Source organism: Citrobacter sp. CK198 (genome assembly GCF_030333295.1).
GTDB classification, from domain to species: Bacteria; Pseudomonadota; Gammaproteobacteria; order Enterobacterales; family Enterobacteriaceae; genus Citrobacter_B; species Citrobacter_B koseri.
Genome location: NZ_JAOWGE010000027.1, coordinates 223205 through 242870, shown reverse-complemented (window position 1 = coordinate 242870; position 19666 = coordinate 223205). Strand labels below are relative to the sequence as shown.

Below are 19666 nucleotides of genomic sequence, written 5' to 3'. Positions count from 1 at the left end.
TGCTTGTTAGTTTGATTTGTGGGGGCGTGTATATGTGCAGAGTGTATTGACTATTGTTGTTTATATACTTGCAATGGATGAGTGTGTTGATGGTTGGATGAGTTGTATATATTAATATTACCAATCCGGGGTGTTAATTTTAATGCGTGTCATGCAAGGTGTGATTTTATTAGCTGGTGATCATTTATTTTTACTCCGAAGTTAACATGTGGGTTATAAAATGATATTTATGATATAAACATGCAGTCCGATTGGGGGCATGGGCGTAATTTCATTTCAGCTTCGCGATGCTTTAACTCGTTCTCTTAACCAATTTTCAACTTCACTCTGTAACCAGCGAGAACTTCTCCCTAGCTTAATAGGTTTTGGAAATTCACCATCTTTAATTAATTTATAGAACCACTTGTCAGTTAATCCGGTTAGGGTGGTGATAAATAACATGTCAACTAATTTGTCTTCAGTTAATAGTGTTTCAGTTATCATATTAGATTCTCCGGTTGTTATTAGTGTGGCAGAGCTCAATTTGGAATTGAGTTCGCGTTCAGGCATAACAACCGGTTGTTATGTAAAAAATATAATGAGCCTTTTAAGTGATTCTGGAAATTGAAATGTCCCTCTTCATGCATATAAAGCAGTAAGGTTTTTCATAATTCGTTATGGCTATTTCAATCTGTTTATATTTACGCTTAGAGTTTTATATCCCTTTGTAATCCAGAACCCAAATAGTTCTTTTACTTCTTCCCCTCTGCTATCCCCCCAGTCCTCAAGAAGCCAAATTTTCGTGACCGTATACACGTTATCAACAATAACTCATTGAGTTAATGTGCAAAAATGGGCATTTTTGTACCTATAATCACGTAGTGACAAGGGGGTAGTGGTGGTTTCATTTTATGATGAAAGGAATCTCATTTTATTTTTGTACTTTAAATTAAAGAAATTCGAGATTGATATTCCTCCTGAGTCGTCCGAAGCAAATCTTGCAAACTATGAAAAGAGAGTGCGCAATTTATTATTGAGTGGGAATAAAGGTTCCGAAAGAGAAGTAGATATTTTTATCAATAACACCCGGGTTGAGGCTAAAAAAGAGATTCCATGTGAAGATGAGCTTGAATGGTTCACCACAGATTCCAGGGCTAGTTACTGGTTACTTTGTAAAACAGATCAAGAACAGGTAACCCTAAGTTATGCACCCTATACAGACACATTCCCTGTTCAGGCAGGAAATTCGCTGTTAAATGAACCATTCACTTTAGGATTCGATATTCCACCGGTCCATAATCTTCGGGTGCGGCTTATCAAAGATAAAGTTGTAAAAAGCATTTCTGAAGGAAATGCCAGGCAATATATCCTAAGATTACATAATGAGTGGAATGAATTAATCACAAAGAAAAATTTATTTTCTGATGTTAATGGGAAAGCAGGGGTGACCATTGACTGGTTGCTGAATTATTTGCAGGAAAATAATGTTACCTTGCAAAAATATCGGCATGCTGAAGGAACAGAAGAAAAAATCGCATACTGTTATGCGTCATATTTTATCTGGCGTGAGGATGTTTTTAGAACTGAAGCAGAAAGAGAACTATTCATAAGGAAATTTAAAAGTGCAATGAGCACACAGAAAAGTCGAGAGAAGAAGCGTGCAGATAAAAATAAAGCCCTTAACGTGATCATTTCTCAGGAGACTCATGATAAGCTTCGTGATATATCTGTTAGAGAAGGGCTCTCAAATGCCAGAGTCATTGAATATGCTATTCATCTGGCATGGAAACAAAAATTGAATCCACGCTGAATGCTTTTTTAGATATATATCATCCCCATGAAGGATTAAAAAGGCAGCCGTGTAAGCTGCCTTTTTATTATCAATAAGAGGGTGGTGTTATGAAAAATAAATACGGTTATTCTTCTTTGCTAAAACCGGTATCTGGATTACCTGAATGGGTTACTGAGCATTTATTGCAACAAATAAGACAGATAACTGAGTATGAACCGGTCATAGGTATTATGGGTAAAACGGGAGCAGGCAAAAGTAGCCTTTGCAATGCCCTGTTTGCTGGTGAGGTATCGCCTGTCAGCGATGTGGTGGCCTGTACCCGGGAACCTCTGCACTTTCGCCTTCAGGTTGGCGAGCGCGTTATGACGTTGGTGGACCTGCCCGGCGTAGGGGAAAGTAGTGCACGCGATAGCGAGTATGCCGGGCTGTACCGTGATCAGCTTCCCCGGCTCGACCTGGTGCTGTGGCTAATCAAGGCCGATGATCGGGCGCTGGCGGTGGATGAGCATTTTTATCATCAGATAATTGGTGAGTCATACCGGCATAAGGTGCTGTTTATTATTAGTCAGTCGGACAAGACCGAACCCACTAGCGGTGGCGTTCACTTATCCACAGAGCAGAAGCAAAACATTAGCCGTAAAATTTGCCTGCTGCATGAATTGTTCCAGCCTGTTCATCCTGTATGTGCCGTATCGGTCCGGGCTAAATGGGGATTACGAACAATGGCGGAGAGAATGATTCGCTGCCTGCCGCGCGAGGCCAGCAGCCCGGTGGTCGCGCAACTGCAGCCTCCCTTTCGCACAACAGTAGTCCAGGAAAAAGCGCGCGTTGATTTTGGTGAAACTATCGGTGCGGTGCTGGATACGGTGAGTACTTTCCCGCTGATACCGACTCCGGTGCGGACCATCATTCAGGCCATGCGCACCACCGTGGTATCAGTGGCCCGTGCTGTCTGGGATTTCTTCTTCTGAGCATTTAATTCCAACCTGTTATTCCATGAGCCCTGTCGCCTGTGCGGCAGGGCTTTCTATTATTGTTTTCCTTTATTAGGAGTCTGCTTATGACCCGTCTGGCTTCGCGCTTTGGCGCAGCAAATCTTATCCGTCGTGACCGTCCGTTAACCCGTGAAGAGCTGTTTCGTGTGGTGCCCAGCGTTTTCAGTCAGGACAAACACAAATCCCGCAGCGAACGTTATACCTATATTCCAACCATATCCCTGCTGGACAACCTGCAGCGCGAAGGCTTTCAGCCATTCTTTGCCTGTCAGACCCGCGTGCGTGACCCGGGGCGTCGGGAACACACCAAGCACATGCTTCGCCTGCGTCGGGAGGGGCAAATTACAGGTAAACAGGTGCCGGAAATCATTCTGCTTAACTCTCATGATGGCACCAGTTCGTATCAAATGCTGCCGGGATTATTTCGTGCGGTGTGTCAGAACGGGCTTGTCTGCGGTGAGTCGTTTGGTGAGGTGCGGGTACCACACAAAGGTGATGTGGTGAGTCAGGTGATTGAAGGGGCTTATGAAGTGCTTGGGATTTTTGATCGGGTGGAAGAGAAACGCGATGCCATCAGTCTCTGATGCTACCGCCACCTGCGCAGCAGGCACTTGCGAAAGCAGCGCTTACGTATCGCTTTGGTGAGGACCACCAGCCTGTTACTGAATCGCAGATACTCTCCCCACGCCGCTGGCAGGATGAGAGCAATGATCTGTGGACCACTTATCAGCGTGTACAGGAAAACCTGATTAAGGGCGGGCTTAGTGGACGTAATGCTAAAGGCGGGCGAACGCATACCCGTGCGGTGCGTGGCATTGACAGGGACGTAAAACTCAACCGTGCGCTGTGGGTGATGGCGGAAACGATGTTGTCACAGTTTCAGTCTGTTTAAATTCAGATTCTGCATCTGAAAAGTTAATGCCTCGTTAAAGAATGACATGCCCTGTCAATTCACCTCTTCTTGTATTGCTGATTAATTGAACAAAAACCCCGACTTACCCAGTGAGCAGTGGCTTCCTGTCCATCGAAAAATAGTTATTGCCCCGGACATACCCTGTCAGACCCCTTCTTTAGAATCATAACCCTTTCAGTCAGTTAACTCGTATGGAGAAATGATAATGACACAGACAGAGCGCCGCCACGACAGGCTGGCGATCAGGCTGTCGCTGATTATCAGTCGCCTCGTTGCAGGTGAAACGCTGGATATGCGCAGGCTGACAGCAGAGTTTGGTGTATCTGCTCGTACTCTGTACCGCGATTTTCGCGAACGGCTGATGTATCTGGATCTTGAATGTAGCAACGGTTGTTACCGCCTGCGGACGGGCGTGAGTGGTGCGCAGGCCGAGCTGGATGTGCTGACCTTCGCTCATCGTACAGGTGTAGCCGATCTGTTTCCGGGGCTGGACCGTCGACTGGTCAGCCTGCTGCTGAACTGCAACGACGCGCCCTGTCTGGCGGGTGAAGCTGTGGGTATAACCAGCCCGTCAGCGTCACTGTCATTCTATCGTCTGGTCAAAGCCATTACCGCCTGCTATCGCGTCACGCTGCTCGCTGACGGACAGCGTTGCGAACGGCTGGCACCGTATCGGCTGATGATGCAGGAAGGTCACTGGTATCTGATCGCTGAATATCAGGAGCGCCCGGCTGTTTTCACCCTGAATGAAATCCATGTGGTACAGCCCACAACGGAGATATTCAGACGTAATGAGAGGCTCTGGCGGATGGCTGAGAATACCGGTTTTGCCCGGGCTCTGCCGCATTTCCGCTGCATCCAGCAGTCGCTGAATGCATTTACCTCACCCTGAAGTTTTTCACCAGCCAGCATCCACGGAGAGTGGATGCTGGCTTTTTTATTTACACACAACAAGGTTAATACGATGAAGCGAAATCTAAATACCAGTTATCGGCTGGTCTGGAACGAAGTTCTTGGCGCATTTGTGGTTGTTTCAGAACTGGCAAAAGCAAAAGGAAAGCGTACTGGCGCAGTACTCGCACTAGCCGTTGCCGGACTGACCTCGGGGATAGCACTGGCAGCAGAGACCTCTGTACCTGTCGGGGAGACGACTGACGGGGTGGTTATCAGCAATAACGACACACAGCTGGTTTACGGGCAGGCGAATAACACCACCATTAACACTGGCCTGGAGTACGGCAGCGATGATGAAGATAACAATCAGGGCGGCCAGTTCGTACAGGATGGTGGCGTAGCAAACCACACCACCATAAACAGTAACGGTCTTCAGGCGGTGCTTGCAGGCGGCAGTGCCAGCGATACAACGATAAATGCCGGTGGTGGTCAAAGCGTACACGGTCAGTCTTCCGGTACGGTACTGAACGGTGGCGAGCAATGGGTACATTCCGGCGGGGTTGCCACCGGAACCGTCATTAATGAAGGCGGCTACATGGTAGTGAAAGGGGGTGCTCAGGCAATTGGCACCGTTGTGAATACCGGCGCACAGGGTGGCCCGGATTCGGAAAACAGCGACGGGATGTTTGTTTCTGGTACCGCAACAAATACAACCATCAATGAAAATGGCCGCCAGGTCGTTTTTGAGCAAGGGACCGTCGTCGCCACGACGGTGAATGCTGGCGGTGATCAGAGCGTTCATGGCAGTGCAGAAAATACCACGCTAAATGGCGGCTATCAGTACGTTCATTCCGGTGCGGCAGCAACGGATACCGTCATCAACAGCGGTGGCTGGCAGGTAGTTAAGGACGGCGCTCAGGTCAGCGATACCACGGTCAATAACAGCGGCAGACTCAGCGTAGCTGCGGGTGGCAAGGCCTCAGATGTCATTATCAATGCAGGTGGCGCGCTGGTGACAAATACGGCTGCGGATGTGTCCGGCACCAATCGGCTAGGCAGCTTCAGTGTTGATTCGGTTTCCGGTAACGCAAGCAATGTGGTGCTGGAAAACGGCGGGCGACTGGATGTCCTCACTGGCAATGCTGCAGACACAACAATGGTCGATAAGGGCGGTGTGCTGGCGGTTAACAACGGCGGAACGGCGACAAACGTGACCATGAATGAAGGCGCTGTCCTGATTGCCGACAGCGGTTCAACGGTCAGTGGTACAAACGCGCGTGGTGAATTCAGTATTGATGCTGCATCTGGCAAAGCCCGTGGACTCTGGCTGGAAAACGGCGGCCGCTTTAGCGTTAAATCCGGTGCGATAGCGGAAAATACCACCGTTGGCAGCGGCGGCGAGCTGAGCGTAGAAAATGGTGGCGGATTGAGCGGTACCACCAGCCTGGCTGAGCATGCAAACCTGACGGTTACGGGGGATGTCATCAGTACCGGCACCATTGAAAATGCCGGTACGATAACCTTCGCGCCTGAGCAAAGCGATGCCGCCAGAACTCGCCTGTTTGCTGCTTCCTCTGATAATACCTTTACTCCCCGCAAGCTCACCACGACAAACCTTGTCGGCCAGGGCGGTACCATTAACATGAATATCAACCTGGCGAATCCTGACTTCCCGGCTGATATGCTGATTATCGACGGCGGGCAGGCAACGGGGAAAACCTGGCTGAACTTCACCAATGCCGGTGATGCCGGGCTGGGCCTTGCTACCTCGGGGGACGGTATCAAAGTAGTGGATGCGATTAACGGTGCCACGACGGAGGCCGGGGCCTTTGCGCTTGGCAGCAAGCTGCAGGCAGGTGCGTATAACTACATCCTGAACCACGGTGCTGCGGATGAAAACTGGTATCTGACCAGCGAAGCTGGTTATCGTGCTGAAGTTGCGCTTTATGCTTCGCTGTTTGCGCAGAGCATGGACTATGACCGCGTACTGGCAGGCAGCTACAACCAGCGCAGTGCGGTCAAAGGTGGCAGCAAAGTCTGGGGGCGCATCCAGGGCGGTCATATAGGACGTGAAAATAACGGCGGAATTGCGCAGGGTGCGATACCGGAAAGCAGCGGCAGCTACGGCTTTGTACAACTGGGCAGCGACTTGCTGAGCAACTCTTCGCTGCAAGCCGGTGTGTATGGTGCAGCGGGACATTCTTCTGTTGATATAAAAGACGATGACCGCTCCCGTGCCGGGAGTGCCCGTGATGATGTGTACAGCCTGGGCGGTTATCTGACCGCCGTGCATGCCGCCAGCGGCCTGTGGACAGATGTGGTGGCTCAGGGCTCCCGTCATAACCTGAAAGCGACGTCTGATGCAGACAGTTTCGCTACCCACGGCTGGGGCTGGCTGGGTTCGCTGGAAACGGGTCTGCCGTTCAGTGTGACCAATGGCCTGATACTGGAGCCGCAGCTTCAGTATATCTGGCAGGGGCTGTCCCTGAATAACGGTCATGACAATGGAGGCTACGTGAACTTTGGTGACGGTAGCGCACAGCATATCCGCGCCGGAGTTCGCTTCGGCAGCCAGTCGGAGATGACTTTCGGTAACGGCACTTCCACACAAACAGGTTCTGGCGGCAGCATGAAACACAGCGTAAGTGAACTGCCGGTTAACTGGTGGGTTCGTCCGTCTGTTATTCGCACCTTCAGCTCAGACGGCGATCTGAGCATGGGAACGGCCACGGCGGGAAGTAATGTTACCTTTACCCCGTCTCAGGATGGCACAGCGGTTGATCTCCAGGCGGGTATTGATGCACTTATCCGCCAGAACGTGACGCTTGGTATTCAGGGCGGCTATACCCGTAGCGTTAGCGGTAACAGCGCTGACGGTTACAACGGGCAGGCCACACTGAAAGTCGCCTTCTGATAGCACGGCCCACTAAAACAGAGATAACCACTCTCATTCGGCCCCTGTTGCTTATGCAGCAGGGGCTTTTTGTTTTTAACGTTATGTAATCAACTTCACGCCAGCGCACAGTCGCTGGCTTTTTATTTCGGAGAAACATCATGAACGCATTAAATAGCAATAGCGTTACGCCCTTTCAGGAACAATCGCCAGCGACAGGTATTACCGCCTCTGTTGTACCCAATCGTCAGCGGCTCTCATTCTGGCCGACACACTTTGGCTCCATTCCGCAGTGGATAATCCTGGAACCCCGTATTTTCGCCTGGATGGACCGCTTCTGTGATGAGTACAGCGGTGGTATCTGGTCCTTTTATACGCTCAGCAATGGCGGAGCGTTTATGGCCCCTGATGCTGACGGTGACGATAAATGGCACCTGTTCAACGGCATGAACGGCAATAGTGCGCAAATGAGCGCGGAAGCCGCAGGTATCACTGTCTGCCTGATTGAATACAGCCATCACACCAGTCGCACCGAATGCAATGCCATGACTGAACACTATTACCGCCTGCGGGATTACGTTCTGCAGCACCCTGAATCCAGCGCCATTCTGCGCATTATTGATTAAGGATACTTATGATGGAACAGTCACTTATCCCACTGGCTCCGGCACTACCACTAACCGCACAACGCACGGTAAAACGCGCCTTAACGCTGCTTGACCGACACTTGCGCGAAACAGGCGTGGCATTCACCTCCACTCAGGCTGCCCGTGACTGGCTGAAACTGAAAATGGCGGGACTGGAGCGCGAAGAGTTTATGGTGCTGTACCTGAACCAGCAGAACCAGTTGATTACCCACGAAATCCTGTTTGCCGGTTCCATCAGCAGCACCGAGGTTCATCCCCGTGAGGTGGTCAAGCGGGCCCTGTATTTCAATGCGGCAGCAGTGTTATTTGCGCATAACCACCCTTCCGGTGACACCACACCCAGTCAGGCTGATAAAGCTGTCACGCAGCGTCTGGTGCAGGCGCTTCAGCTCGTTGATATCCGTGTGCCTGACCATCTCATCGTCGGTGGCACGCAGATATTGTCGTTCGCTGAACACGGTTTGCTTTGAGGTATGACATGAAAATTATCAGTAAACGCCGGGCAATGACGATTTACCGTCAGCATCCGGCCTCCCGCATTTTTCGATTCTGCACTGGCAGATACCAGTGGCATGGCAGTGTCTGTCATTACACCGGTAAGGTGGTTCCTGACATTCCCGGTGTGCTGGCGATATACGCCGAACGCCGCCAGGATCGCAACGGGCCTTATGCCTGTCTAATGAGTATCACCCTGAATTGAAAATAAAAGAGGTTTATCAATGAGTAACATCACATGGGGCCTGCAGCGGGATATCACGCCGCGCCTGGGAGCCCGCCTTGTGCAAGAAGGGAACCGGCTGCATTATCTGGCTGACCGGGCCAGCAACACCGGTCAATTCAGTGACGCCGAATGCCGGAAACTGGATGAAACTTTCCCGCACTTTATCAGGCAGATGGAATTGATGCTGACCTCCGGTGAACTGAATCCTCGTCATGCCCACAGCGTCACCCTGTACCACGACGGTTTTACCTGCGAAGCCGATACCCTTGGCAGCTGCGGCTACGTATACATCGCCGTTTATCCCACTCAACGTTAATTACTTTCACGAGAGAAAAAATGAAATTTCAACCTGCAAAAAATATGCGGGCGGCAAAGCCATGCCTATCGCCCGTGACTATCTGGCAAATGTTACTTAGTCGTCTGCTGGAACAGCATTATGGCCTGACGCTAAACGATACACCTTTCTGTGATGAAACCGTCATACAGGAACATATCGATGCCGGTATCACCCTGGCTAATGCTATCAACTTTCTGGTGGAGAAGTATGAGTTAGTCCGTATCGATCGCAGTGGATTTTCCTCACAGGAACAAGCGCCATATCTGACCGTGACAGATATCCTTCATGCCAGGAAAGCATGCGGATTAATGAACAGTTGTTCTTATCGGGAAGTAAGTAATATTGTTCTTAGCCGATCGCGTCAGTGAGGGGGGCTTAAAGAGCTGAGAAGGTTTGCACGGTCTGTGAAGAAATTGGTGAGATTAACGACTCGATGAAAGGCTCATCGAGTCGTATGAAAACCAAGGCGGGGGCACAAAAGGGGGCATTTATAAAGATGAAACAAGAAAATATGTATGTTTATCAATGGTTATATGTGGTGTGTTATGTTCCTATTATCGCACCATTTCAAACTCTTCCCAAGTCTACCGAAATCAACTCAAAGCCCGTATCTTATTAACAGAGTCATTTAGCCGAAAGTTCTCTTCGGATGATTTCTGCGCCTGCGCTTAGGGCATCGAGCTTACCTCTGGCTACCCGACGAGATAAAGGAGCCATACCACAGTTGGTAGAAGGATAGAGCTTGTCGACATCGACAAACTGAAGCGCTTTGCGTAACGTACTGGCGACTTCTTCTGGTGTCTCAATGGTATTGGTTGCCACGTCAATGGCCCCTACCATGACTTTTTTACCGCGAATCAGTTCAAGCAGATCCATTGGAACATGCGAGTTATGACATTCCAGTGAGATGATATCGATATTAGACGTTTGCAGTTTGGGAAAAGCTTCTTCATATTGTCTCCACTCTGACCCCAGCGTCTTTTTCCAGTCGGTATTGGCTTTGATGCCATATCCATAGCAGATATGCACAGCGGTTTCGCATTTTAGCCCTTCAATGGCTTTTTCTAACGCGGCGATCCCCCAGTCATTCACTTCATCAAAAAACACATTAAATGCGGGCTCATCAAACTGGATTATATCGACGCCGGCAGCTTCTAACTCTCTGGCTTCCTGATTGAGAATTTTTGCAAATTCCCAGGCCAGCTTTTCGCGGCTTTTATAGTGGGCATCGTAGAGCGTATCGATCATCGTCATAGGCCCTGGCAGCGCCCATTTAATCGGCTGACGAGTGAGCTGGCGTAAATACTTTGCATCTTCAACAAAAACGGGTTTTTGACGCGCTACCGCATCAACAACGGTCGGTACGCTCGCATCATAGCGATTACGAATTTTAACAACCTGACGTTTCTCAAAATCAACGCCGCTGAGGTGTTCAATAAACGTGGTGACAAAGTGTTGGCGCGTTTGCTCGCCATCACTAACAATATCAATGCCTGCCCGTAGTTGATCATCCAGGGACAAACGTAGCGCATCTTGTTTTCCCTCGATTAATTCCTCATTTTGCAATTTCCAGGGCGACCAAAGCGTCTCAGGTTGAGCAAGCCAGGAAGGTTTAGGTAAACTGCCAGCCGTTGAAGTGGGTAGTAATATTTTCATAATCGATGACCTTTTATTTTCGGTTAATCAGAGAGCGTAGTGAGCAGACCACTTTTCAAGAATATCCTTGTATGGTTTGATGAAATGCTCTTCTGTAAACTTTCCCTGCTCAATAGCCAGCTGGCTGCGTTCTTCCCGATCATAAACAATTTTTGTTAATGAATGATCCTGGTGGTTCAGATTTGGTTGATAGCATTGACCTGCTGCGGCGTTAGCATTGTAAATTTCAGGTCGGTAAATCTTCTGGAACGTCTCCATCGTGCTGATGGTGCTGATAAGTTCAAGATTCGTGTAATCACTAAGTAAATCACCAGAAAAATAAAAGGCTAAAGGTGCAACGCTATTTTGGGGCATAAAATAGCGAACCTGCAAATCCATTTTTTTGAAGTATTTCTCAGTTAACGAAGAACCACCTGGCTGGTATTCGATACCCAATACAGGATGCTGATTTCCAGTCCGATGATAGATATCGTTACTTGACACGCTGAGGCATATCACAGGTGGTTTTTTGAAATGCTCTTTGTATTCATTTGAGTTTATGAAATGTTTAAATATGTTCCCATGCAAATCACCAAAATTATCTGGAATGCTAAACTCAGGTTTGTTTTTGTTATGTTCTGGCAGTAATACGCTAAAATCATAATCTCGTACGTAAGAGGAAAAATTATTCCCGACAATACCTTCAAAACGTTCGTTGTTCTTTTTGTCAATAATATTGGTTTTTAATATTTCAATAGCGGGGAATGTATCGCTGCTGCTATCAACGTTAATATTCATCGCAACAGAAATGATATCAAGTTCCACAGAATAACGATCGCTTTTGGGGTTATCCCAATACGCCAGTGTATTGAAGCGATTGTCAATCATCACTAACGTGTTGCGTAAGTTTTCCTGGCGGTTCTTTCCTCTGGCCAGATTCGCAAAGTTGGTAGTAATACGCGTATTTTCAGAAGGGTTATAATGCTCATCGAAGCGACTGCTTTTGATCGTAAATGTAAAATCGTTATTCATCGTGATCCTGCATCCTAAGTCATGATATGAAAACTGAATTAATTTATTGATTTTACAGAGTTACCTGACTTTATTATTTAGCAGTCTTCATGTTATCAATAAGTGAGTAAGGTCTCTTTTATGCCAGAGTCACTGGATGAGTGAAAGAGACTTAATTTCATTACAACATGAGTCATATTCATGGTCTGCTGTACGGTCAAACCCGGTCATGCTTGTAATCGATTAAGTTGAATAGTGATTCTTCTGACTGACCGGTTCACCTGGCTCTGTTATTCAAGCGCAGTCGGCAGGAGGCTGTGCAGCAGAACATTAGCGCCTTTTTCTGCCCATTCCGGCTGAATATTTTCTGCCTCGTTATGGCTGATGCCTTTTTCGCAGGGGATAAAAATCATGCTGGCGGGCGCGATTTTGCTGATATAACAGGTATCGTGACCGGCGCCGGACACCATCCGTTTGCTGCTGTATCCCAGTGCCTGGGCCGCGTTTGCGCTGCGCTGTAGACAGGTCTCGTCAAATGCGATGGGGGCGTAATCGAAGATGCGTTCCACGTCGAGCTGAATGCCGCGCTGATTCAGATCGGCGGTTGCCTTGCGAAGCGCCGTTTCCATTGCCTGGAGGACGGTAGTCTGTGGATGACGAAACTCCACGCTGCAATGTACTTCCCCTGGCACTACGTTACGCGATCCCGGTGAAATCTGCGCCATGCCGATTGTCGCTCTGCCGTCAGGTTCGTGCTGATTGCCAATGTCTTCCACCGCCAGCGCCAGACGGGCGAAGGTGGTCAACGCATCGCGGCGGCTGGCCATTGGCGTGGTGCCGGCATGGGCGGCAAATCCGCGAATTACAACGTTGAACCAGCGCTGGCCCATAGCGGCATGCACCAGGCCGATATCAATACCTTCCTCTTCGAGAATCGGGCCTTGCTCGATATGTAGCTCGTAACAGGTGTAGACAGGGAAGGCGACGGCGGGCTGGTCGCCACGGTAACCGATGGCCTCAAGCGCTTCGCCGACGCTGATGCCATCCTGATCTTCACGCGCCCATGCGTATTGTTGTGTGAACTGCCCGCTCCAGACGCCGGAGGCCAGCATTGCTGGCGCGAAGCGCGCGCCTTCTTCATTGGTCCAGTTGACCAGTACAATATCGCGTTCGGTCTCAATGTTCTGATCGTTTAACGTACGCAGCACTTCCAGCCCGGCCAGAACGCCGTAAATTCCATCATATCGCCCACCCAGCGGCTGAGAATCAACGTGTGAACCGGTCATCACCGGCGCAAGCTGTGGTTTTTTACCGGCGCGGCGAATAAACATGTTGCCCATGCTATCGATTTCGCAGCGAAATCCGGCTTCCTGCGCCCAGTCGCGCAGTAAATCACGGGCGAGGCGATCCTCATTGCTTAATGCCAGTCGGGTGACGCCACCGGCTGGCGTGCCGCCGATTTGCGCCATTATCTCAAGCGTCGACCATAAACGCTCTGCATTCACGCGGATCATACGTCTTCCTTTTTGGTGCGATAGCGAAAGTCACAGCATGCGCCACCCTGCATGATGGTGGTCGTACGGGTCAGCTCCACGTCGGGCGCGTAGCCGACGATAAATTTCTCATCGCGGGCGCAGGAGAGCAGATGGCCAATCTCACCGAGGCCCATCTCGTGGTACATCTCGGCATAACGGCAGCGGGTGACGTTATAGTTGTACTGCTTGTCGTCGGCGTCGATCACTTTGACATCCAGCGCGTTATCCTTCTCCCACAGGTATTGCAGGGCGATAAAACTCTTCACGTCTGTGCCATTCGGCTCCTTGCGCGCAAATTCTTTACCGGCATCGATCGCCGCCTGCTCAATGGCTTCGCCAATGACCGCCTGGGCGCGGGCTTTCCCTATCTCGCGCACCAGGATTTCATAGATTGGTTTAATAATCTCTGCTTCTATTTTGCGGCGGGCGAGAATGCCCAGCTCATTATTATCACTCATCACATTGCCTCACTGCGTTACTTCGTTTTGGCGCCGCCCAGTACCGTTTGCGGCTGCCATTTACCATCCACGACTTTGTAGACGGTGAAAGACGGCGATTTCAGGTTGCCTTCATTATCAAAAGCGATCTGCCCGGTAACGCCGGAATAGCTTATTGCGCGCAGAACCGGCAGATACTCAGCCGGATCGACAGAGTCGGCTTTTTCCATCGCAGCAACCAGAACGCGGGTGGCGTCATAGGCGAACGGGGCGTGGAGTTCAATATGGGTGTGGTAGCGAGACTGATACTCTTGTTCGAACGCCTTACCGCCCGGCATTTGCTCAACCGGCAGGCCCGGCTCCAGCGCCACGACGCCTTCACCTTCTTTCTGGGCCAGTTGCAGGAAGGTCTGGCTGACGAAGCCGCCTGCGCCCATCAGCGTGGCGTTCATACCCAGCTGTTTGATACGACGCGCCAGCGGCGCGGCCTGGCTATCCACGCCGCCGAAGAAAATCAGGTCAGCGTTTTTGCTACGAATGGCGGTCAGCACGGCGCTGAAATCCACGGTTTTGTCGTCAACGTACTGACGGTCAACAATCTTCACGCCCTGCGCTTCAAGTGATTTTATAAACTCGTCAGCCAGCCCCTGACCGAATGCGGTACGGTCGTCGATCACGGCAATACGTTTTGCCTTCAGGGTATTCACCGCGTACTGACCGGCAAACTGGCCGCCGTCGTCGTCATGCCCCATCACACGGAAGCTGGTATCAAAGCCTTGTCTGGTATAGGCATGGCCGGTGGCAACAGGCGCGACCTGGGCGATACCCGCATCGTGATAAACGCGTGCTGCCGGAATACTGGTGCCGGTATTCCAGTGGCCGACCACGCCCGCCACGCCGCTATCGACCAGACGCTGCGCCACAGCCACGGCAGTGCGCGGGTCGGACTGATCGTCTTCAGATTGCAGCCTGAAAGTCACCGCTTTACCACCGATGGTCGGGTGCTGCTTGTTGATATCGTCAATCGCCAGTTGGGCGCCGTTCTCCAGATCTTTACCAATACGGGCAGACGGGCCGGTAAGCGGGCCTGCAAGACCGATGGTCACGGTTTCGCTTTTAGCTGACCATGCACCTGTTGAGGCAAAACTACTGAGCAGAATAGCGGCGCTGAGCGCACTGATTTTTACTGTTTTCATTGTTTTTCCCTGCTGTTGGTGAGTGTGTTAAACAGGCATTTCGCCCAAATAAATCTGTGCAATTTGATCGTCATTAAGCATCGCTTTCGACTCGCCGTGATGCACAATGCTGCCGCTGTCCATCACCCAGGCGCTGTCGGTTACTTCCAGCGCCAGTCGGGCGTTTTGTTCAATGAGCAGCAGGGCGACGCCGCGTGCGCGCAGCCCGGCGATCACGGTAAAAATGTTTTCCACCATCCTGGGGGCTAACCCCATAGACGGCTCGTCGAGGATCAGCAAACGCGGGCGGCTCAGCAGGGCGCGGTTGAGCGCCAACAGCTGCTGCTCGCCGCCAGAGAGCAATCCTGCAAGCTGGTGCTGGCGTTCGCCAAGACGCGGGAAACGCTCAAAAATCTCTGCCATTTCGCGCTTAACGCTGGCGGCGTCACGCCTTAACCATGCCCCCATCTGCAAATTTTCAAGCACCGTCATGCGGGCAAAGATGCCGCGACCTTCCGGCACCATCACCAGCCCGTTGCGCAGCAGCGTCTCCGGTTTCTGTTTGCGTACGGCTTTGCCATTGAACTCAATGTTGCCGTTAAAACTTTCCAGCCCGGTGATGGCGCGCACGGTGGAACTTTTACCCGCGCCGTTGGCGCCAATCAGCGTGGCTTGTTCACCCTCATGCAGGGTAAAGGAGATATCGCGAACGGCCTGAATACCGCCGTAATGCACATCCAGGCGTTCCACCTTCAGTAACTCAGACATGCTTATTGCCTCCAAGCCAGGCTGCGATAACTGCCGGGTCGCGACGCACGCTATCCGGCGTGCCGCAGGCCAGCGTTTTGCCGTAATCGAGTACCGTCAGGCGGTCGCAGATGTTCATCACCAGCTTGACGTCGTGCTCGATCATCAGCAGGGTTTTGCCATCTTCACGAATACGAATTAACAGCTCGCCAAGCGCGACCTTCTCGGCGGCATTCATCCCCGCAGCAGGTTCGTCAAGCGCCAGAAGCAGCGGATCTGTAGCCAGCGCGCGGGCGATCTCAAGACGACGCTGGTGGCCGTAGGCCAGATCGCAGGCGCGGTAATGGGCAAACTTAGCAATGCCGGTGTACTCCAGCCAGCGCCAGGCCTGTTCGCGGGTTTGCGCTTCTTCCTCACGGGCGCGTTTATGGCGGCTCAGTGCAGCCCATAGCCCATTACGGGTGCGAACGTGGCGACCGACCATCACGTTTTCCAGCACCGACATCTCGTTGAACAGACGCACGTTTTGAAAAGTGCGTGCAATCCCGGCGGCGGTGACTTTCTCTATCTGTTTTGGGTAATAGGGTTGGTCTGCAATAAAAAACGCCCCCCTGTCTGCCGGGTAAAGCCCGGTAATCAGGTTAAAACAGGTGGTTTTTCCGGCTCCGTTGGGGCCGATCAGACCGTAGATCTCGCCTTTATTAATGGAAAGCGAAACATCGTCCACGGCGGTCAGGCCGCCAAAGCGTTTGGACATATTGCTCACGGTTAACAGGCTCATGCTTTCACCTCTTTGTGGCGAACCGGCCAGATACCGGATGGGCGAACCAGCATCACCAGCACCAGTGCAAGGCCGTAGAAGAGCTGACGCAAAATTTCCGGGTCAATCAGTACCGTGCCGAACAACATCTGTTGAACAGGGGCCGCCTGGCTACGGAGCAGTTCCGGCAGAGCGGTCAGGAGCACCGCACCGAGGATCACGCCGGGGATATGGCCCATACCGCCCAGCACCACCATCGCCAGCACGGCAATGGACTCTTGCAAGGTGAAGGATTCCGGGGAGACAAATCCCTGAAACGCGCCAAACAGTGCGCCAGCGACGCCGCCAAACGAGGCGCCCATAGCAAAAGCCAGCAGCTTATAGTTGCGCACGTTAATGCCCATCGCGCGGGCCACGTCTTCGTCCTCACGAATCGCGTGCCAGGCGCGACCGATACGTGAGTGTTGCAGGCGCAGGCAGACAAAAATGATCGCCACAATGACCAGCATCAGCAGGTAGTACCACAGCCACAACGCGGGTACTTTAAAGCCGAGCCAGTGATAAACACCGCTGAACTTCAGGCCAAACAGATTAAGCGTATCCACGCCGGTGATGCCTTTGGCACCGTTGGTGATATTCACCGGGCGATCGAGGTTGCGCATCAGAATGCGGATAATTTCGCCAAAGCCCAGCGTAACAATTGCCAGATAATCCCCGCGCAGCTTCAGCGTCGGTGCGCCAAGCAAAATGCCGCATACGGCAGCGACCAGTGCCGCAGCCGGAACGATCAGCAGATACGAGGTATGTAGCCCGTCCGGGAACCAGACGGCGAGGATTGGGAACACCTCAGACAGATGGGGAGAGGCCAGCAGAGCGGCCAGATAAGCCCCAACGGCATAAAAGGCAATAAACCCCATATCCAGCAGGCCGGTATAGCCCACGACGATATTGAGCCCCAGCGCCAGCATGATGTAGAGCAGGGCGAAATCGATCACGCGGACCCAGTAGTTACCGCCAAGCTGACTGGCAACGACAGGAGCGATCAGCAATGCGATGCAGAACAAGGTCATGCCTGACCAGAATTTGCGCGTCGTGGCTGGAGCTTGCAGTTGTACGGTTGTCATTGATTTTCCCTTACGCTCTGTGCGCCACGCGCTCGCCCAGCAAACCTGCCGGACGGAATACCAGCACCAGGATCAACACGATGAAGGCAAACACGTCCTGGTAATTACTGCCAAAGACGCCGTTAGTGAGCTCACCGAGATAGCCCGCACCCAGCGCTTCTATGACACCCAGTAAAATCCCGCCGATCATCGCGCCGCGAATATTGCCAATGCCGCCAAGCACGGCGGCGGTGAACGCTTTAATTCCGGGGAGAAAGCCCATTGAGAAGCTGGCGTTACCGTAGTTGCTCGCCATCATCACGCCGGCCAGCGCCGCAAAAATGCCGCCGATAGCAAACGTCAGGGTGATGATGGCGTTTGGGTTAACGCCCATCAGCGTGGCGACCCGCGGATTCTCTGCCACTGCGCGCATGCCTCGCCCGAGGCGAGTGTATTCAACCAGCAGCCACAGACCGGTCATGACCGCCAGCGCCAGCCCGACGGTGGCAATGCCGGTGAGAGTGATAATCGCGGGTGGGTGAGTTTCGCCGCCGGAGGTCACGGCGATCGGGGCCATCGACAGGATCTGCGGGAACATCAGTGGGTTGCGGGTCCAGACGATCATCGCCACGGTTTGCAGTAATACGGAAACGCCGATACCGGAGATCAGCGGAGCCAGTCGTGGGGCGTTACGCAGCCTGCGATAGGCGAAACGTTCTACCGCCATTGCCAGCAGGGCGCAGACGGCCATCGCAATGAGCAGCGCTACACCGAGTTGCGATAACTGCGGCATAGCAGGGAAGGTATGATTCAGGACATTGATGGCGGAGAGCGTAGTGAGCGCGCCAACCATCAGGATATCGCCGTGAGCAAAGTTAATAATACGCAAAATACCATACACCATGGTATAGCCCAGCGCGATCAGCGCGTAGATGCTGCCCAGCATCACACCGTTTATCAGTTGTTGTATGAGTGTGTCCAACGTTTGTACCCGACAAATTGCTCTTTCAGTGGGTACCATCCAATAATTGAATAAAATTGTAAAATACACATATATTATTTCTTATGATAAACGGATATTTTTATATCTTAATGATTAATATGATTATTTTATTAATCACAAAACAAGGTTATAGCCTAAAGAAATCAATATATGAATAAAACAGAACAATTGACGACATTACCCTCCTTTGCGGAGAGTCGCCTTGCCAACGATCCTCCGTTGCGGGCGGTGCGCGCCTTTGAAGCCATTGCCCGGTTAGGAAGCGTGACGCAAGCCGCGAGGGAACTGGCGATTTCGCCATCTGCGGTTAGCCATCAGCTCAAGTTACTTGAGGGATATCTGCAAATCGCGCTCACCGAACGGCATGGACGACGACTGGCGCTGAGCCAGCAAGGGCGTGAATATTATCGTTCGATCCGTGCGGCGTTTAACGTTTTGCGTCAGGCGACGGAGCATCTGGTGGAGCAGGAGCAGACCCGGCAGGTAACGATTAGCCTGATTCCGCTTTTTGGGATGGGCTGGTTTATTCCTCGCCTGCCGATGTTTATGCGCGCGAATCCGCATACCGAGATTAACGTGGTGTATGCCAATCACCGCAACTATCTGAGTGATGCTTCAGACATGTCGATCCGCTTCGGCAATGGCAACTGGGCGGGATACCAGAGTGAAAAACTGATTTCCGGGCGCATGGTGCCGGTATGCAGCCAGGCGTTTTTGCGACTGCATGGTCATATTGATACCCCGGAGCAACTGATGCAGATGCCGCTGCTGCATGATGAAGAACGAACCACCTGGCATCAATGGTTTATTCAGCAGGGCGTGAAGCGTTCCCCGCCGCGCAGCGGCCCCTTGTTTGAGGACGGTCTGCTGACGCTGGCGGGTGTACAGGCAGGACTGGGATGCGCCCTGATGCGCGAACCCCTCATTATGCCGTACCTGGACAAAGGCGAGCTGGTGAAGATTTTCGATCTGCCAATAGATGACGGGCGCGACTACTATTTGTGCGTCCGCCAGGATAGTGAAATGACGCAGGATGGCAAGCTATTACAGAATTGGTTAAGGCGCGAAGCGGCTACCGTATAACGACAT

The 19666-nt window shown here is 51.6% G+C and carries 20 protein-coding genes and 1 pseudogene; 11 read left to right on the top strand and 10 right to left on the bottom strand.

Features of this window, described 5'->3' with window-relative positions; genetic code table 11:
• Window positions 1-276: 276 nt before the first annotated feature.
• On the bottom strand, window positions 277-483 hold the full coding sequence (locus tag OGY62_RS06205; RefSeq protein ID WP_072197167.1) for a helix-turn-helix transcriptional regulator: 207 nt from the start codon (window positions 481-483) through the stop codon (window positions 277-279).
• Between the two features lie 394 nt (window positions 484-877).
• Between OGY62_RS06205 and OGY62_RS06200 the strand changes: the two genes are divergently transcribed.
• The 10 genes and pseudogenes from OGY62_RS06200 (at window position 878) to OGY62_RS06155 (ending at window position 9539) form a co-directional block, all read left to right on the top strand.
• Window positions 878-1789: a hypothetical protein gene (locus tag OGY62_RS06200; RefSeq protein WP_286459352.1), complete on the top strand. Its 912-nt coding sequence runs from the start codon at window positions 878-880 to the stop codon at window positions 1787-1789.
• An 89-nt stretch (window positions 1790-1878) separates the two neighbouring features.
• Window positions 1879-2742 (top strand): GTPase family protein, encoded by an 864-nt coding sequence (locus OGY62_RS06195; RefSeq protein WP_114647517.1) that lies wholly within the window; start codon window positions 1879-1881, stop codon window positions 2740-2742.
• An 89-nt stretch (window positions 2743-2831) separates the two neighbouring features.
• Window positions 2832-3658 (top strand): annotated as a pseudogene (locus tag OGY62_RS06190) (DUF932 domain-containing protein).
• 226 nt (window positions 3659-3884) lie between these two features.
• The gene (locus OGY62_RS06185; protein WP_047738081.1) at window positions 3885-4571 is read left to right on the top strand and encodes a WYL domain-containing protein; all 687 of its coding nucleotides are present in this window, start codon (window positions 3885-3887) and stop codon (window positions 4569-4571) included.
• Window positions 4572-4643: 72 nt separating this feature from the next.
• Window positions 4644-7487 carry an Ag43/Cah family autotransporter adhesin gene (locus tag OGY62_RS06180; protein WP_286459351.1) on the top strand — a complete coding sequence of 948 codons (2844 nt, stop codon included), beginning with the start codon at window positions 4644-4646 and terminating at the stop codon, window positions 7485-7487.
• A 140-nt stretch (window positions 7488-7627) separates the two neighbouring features.
• Window positions 7628-8092 (top strand): antirestriction protein, encoded by a 465-nt coding sequence (locus OGY62_RS06175; protein ID WP_286459350.1) that lies wholly within the window; start codon window positions 7628-7630, stop codon window positions 8090-8092.
• A gap of 8 nt (window positions 8093-8100) precedes the next feature.
• Window positions 8101-8583 carry a RadC family protein gene (gene radC / locus OGY62_RS06170; RefSeq protein WP_114647515.1) on the top strand — a complete coding sequence of 161 codons (483 nt, stop codon included), beginning with the start codon at window positions 8101-8103 and terminating at the stop codon, window positions 8581-8583.
• 8 nt (window positions 8584-8591) lie between these two features.
• Window positions 8592-8813: a DUF987 domain-containing protein gene (locus OGY62_RS06165; protein ID WP_047738075.1), complete on the top strand. Its 222-nt coding sequence runs from the start codon at window positions 8592-8594 to the stop codon at window positions 8811-8813.
• Window positions 8814-8832: 19 nt separating this feature from the next.
• On the top strand, window positions 8833-9150 hold the full coding sequence (locus tag OGY62_RS06160) for a type IV toxin-antitoxin system YeeU family antitoxin (RefSeq protein ID WP_114647514.1): 318 nt from the start codon (window positions 8833-8835) through the stop codon (window positions 9148-9150).
• 20 nt (window positions 9151-9170) lie between these two features.
• A complete protein-coding gene (locus OGY62_RS06155; protein WP_060659174.1) occupies window positions 9171-9539 on the top strand; it encodes a TA system toxin CbtA family protein in 369 nt (122 codons plus the stop codon).
• Between the two features lie 256 nt (window positions 9540-9795).
• On the opposite strand, the gene OGY62_RS06150 is transcribed toward OGY62_RS06155, so the two are convergent.
• The 9 genes from OGY62_RS06150 to OGY62_RS06110 all read right to left on the bottom strand — a co-directional run bounded on the left by OGY62_RS06150 (window position 9796) and on the right by OGY62_RS06110 (window position 18556).
• Window positions 9796-10827 carry a methionine synthase gene (locus OGY62_RS06150; RefSeq protein ID WP_286459347.1) on the bottom strand — a complete coding sequence of 344 codons (1032 nt, stop codon included), beginning with the start codon at window positions 10825-10827 and terminating at the stop codon, window positions 9796-9798.
• 27 nt (window positions 10828-10854) lie between these two features.
• Complete coding sequence (locus tag OGY62_RS06145) at window positions 10855-11838, bottom strand: DUF1852 domain-containing protein (RefSeq protein WP_049009669.1); 984 nt, start codon at window positions 11836-11838, stop codon at window positions 10855-10857.
• A 269-nt stretch (window positions 11839-12107) separates the two neighbouring features.
• Window positions 12108-13331 (bottom strand): Zn-dependent hydrolase, encoded by a 1224-nt coding sequence (locus tag OGY62_RS06140; RefSeq protein WP_286459345.1) that lies wholly within the window; start codon window positions 13329-13331, stop codon window positions 12108-12110.
• On the bottom strand, window positions 13328-13810 hold the full coding sequence (locus tag OGY62_RS06135) for an L-2-amino-thiazoline-4-carboxylic acid hydrolase (protein WP_012133757.1): 483 nt from the start codon (window positions 13808-13810) through the stop codon (window positions 13328-13330). The genes OGY62_RS06140 and OGY62_RS06135 overlap by 4 nt, the downstream gene beginning before the upstream one ends.
• Before the next feature lie 17 nt (window positions 13811-13827).
• Window positions 13828-14985 (bottom strand): branched-chain amino acid ABC transporter substrate-binding protein, encoded by a 1158-nt coding sequence (locus OGY62_RS06130; protein ID WP_047458708.1) that lies wholly within the window; start codon window positions 14983-14985, stop codon window positions 13828-13830.
• A gap of 27 nt (window positions 14986-15012) precedes the next feature.
• Window positions 15013-15732: an ABC transporter ATP-binding protein gene (locus OGY62_RS06125; protein WP_110494636.1), complete on the bottom strand. Its 720-nt coding sequence runs from the start codon at window positions 15730-15732 to the stop codon at window positions 15013-15015.
• The gene (locus OGY62_RS06120) at window positions 15725-16492 is read right to left on the bottom strand and encodes an ABC transporter ATP-binding protein (protein WP_012133754.1); all 768 of its coding nucleotides are present in this window, start codon (window positions 16490-16492) and stop codon (window positions 15725-15727) included. The genes OGY62_RS06125 and OGY62_RS06120 overlap by 8 nt, the downstream gene beginning before the upstream one ends.
• Window positions 16489-17595: a branched-chain amino acid ABC transporter permease gene (locus OGY62_RS06115; RefSeq protein ID WP_012133753.1), complete on the bottom strand. Its 1107-nt coding sequence runs from the start codon at window positions 17593-17595 to the stop codon at window positions 16489-16491. The genes OGY62_RS06120 and OGY62_RS06115 overlap by 4 nt, the downstream gene beginning before the upstream one ends.
• 10 nt (window positions 17596-17605) lie before the next feature.
• Window positions 17606-18556: a branched-chain amino acid ABC transporter permease gene (locus OGY62_RS06110; protein ID WP_286458209.1), complete on the bottom strand. Its 951-nt coding sequence runs from the start codon at window positions 18554-18556 to the stop codon at window positions 17606-17608.
• Window positions 18557-18727: 171 nt separating this feature from the next.
• Between OGY62_RS06110 and OGY62_RS06105 the strand changes: the two genes are divergently transcribed.
• Entirely contained in the window at window positions 18728-19660 is a 933-nt protein-coding gene (locus OGY62_RS06105; RefSeq protein ID WP_047458702.1) for a LysR substrate-binding domain-containing protein, read from the top strand.
• Window positions 19661-19666: the final 6 nt, after the last annotated feature.